The organism is Halorubrum sp. Ea8 (genome assembly GCF_002252925.1).
GTDB lineage: Archaea > Halobacteriota > Halobacteria > Halobacteriales > Haloferacaceae > Halorubrum.
The window spans coordinates 1-1,248 of sequence record NZ_NHPF01000084.1; the positions used below are offsets into that span (position 1 = coordinate 1).

Sequence of the window (1,248 nt, forward strand, 5' to 3'; positions counted from 1 at the left end):
TCTCTACGGCCAGCGGAGTCAATCCGAGGCGGTCAACTCAACGCTCAAGCGGAAGTACGGTGCGTTTGTTCGCTCCCGACGATGGTGGAAGCAGTTCCGTGAACTCACTATTGCTTGTCTCAGTCACAACATTGACCGATCACTCTGAGCAGTCAATACCTAGTCTGTACTGAACGATTCTTGGGTCGCCTGTACCGACCACTGTCCGCGGAACGGCATCGCCACTGTTTTTAGACGCGCGTTGGATATTTGACTGATGCCCTCCAACAAAGCGACAGCCGCCGCCCCGATAGCAACCGGCGTCCTTCTCGCCGGGACGGCTACACGAGAAGTCGCACAGCACGGACTGGAACTCTGGACGACGCTGGCGCTCGCCGGTGGCCTCTCCGCGGTTGCTGTCGGCCTCGGCGTTCTGACCGGTCGTGGGTTCGACTCCGACGACCGCGACGGACACCACAGCCGGACAACAGTCGCGCTCGTCAGCCTCGCACTGACGAGTCTCGCCGTCGCGGCGGGAATCGCGCTGGCGTAGGCGACGCCAACCGACCCGCGTTACGTCCGATACGCGCTCAACGTCTGCTGTAGTCCGGGATACGCAGCGGCGCACGCCGCCGCAGTTTCTCGATAGGGAGCCTTCATCCTCTCACCAATGCCCGAGAGCCCGGTGACCGAGACGCGCTGTGTATTCAGCACGACCGCAGAAACCTACTCATTCCCCGTCAGGAGCGTCGTGCGAGATACAGAGGGTGTGTCGGTCACGGAATTAGCTCGGATCACTATCAGATTCAGAAGAATTACCTAACAAGCCTAATAAGAGCGACAAAATGGCTGAAGGCGTATGGAGTCGGACGAATCCGTGGCTCTATATTCCGATGAACGTTGTCGTTTGGGTACTGCTGTGGGTTTCGATAGACGTGCTTCTCTCGGACGCTAGCGTGATTTCTGCCGCAATACCGGGAGCAGCAGGTGGGTTGGCTTTTGGAATCTTCACCTATTATTCTAAGTATCGAGACAGTACGTAGCGTAGTCCTCTGGTCTATTCGCGTCTGCTCTGATTGCTGTCGTACGCGTCTATCCCGCCCTACACGACGAATTGAACCTGCTCACGATGTTTGATATGCGCCCTGGGCCTTGTTTAGACGCTCGAATTCACGTGGTTCAGGCGGTGAGAGACTGCTCGATGTTTCTGATGGCAGCCTTTAGGACGATCTCTCGAAACTGACCAAACCACGTTCTGGCTTTAATCGT

General features: G+C 57.0%; 1 protein-coding gene and 1 pseudogene. Both read left to right on the plus strand.

All coding sequences use genetic code 11. The annotated features are described in order from the left end of the window. Window positions 1-148 (plus strand): annotated as a pseudogene (locus DJ74_RS09160) (IS5/IS1182 family transposase); the annotation flags it as partial. Window positions 149-256: 108 nt separating this feature from the next. Further along, window positions 257-532: a hypothetical protein gene (locus tag DJ74_RS09165; protein WP_092701522.1), complete on the plus strand. Its 276-nt coding sequence runs from the start codon at window positions 257-259 to the stop codon at window positions 530-532. Window positions 533-1,248 lie beyond the last annotated feature (716 nt).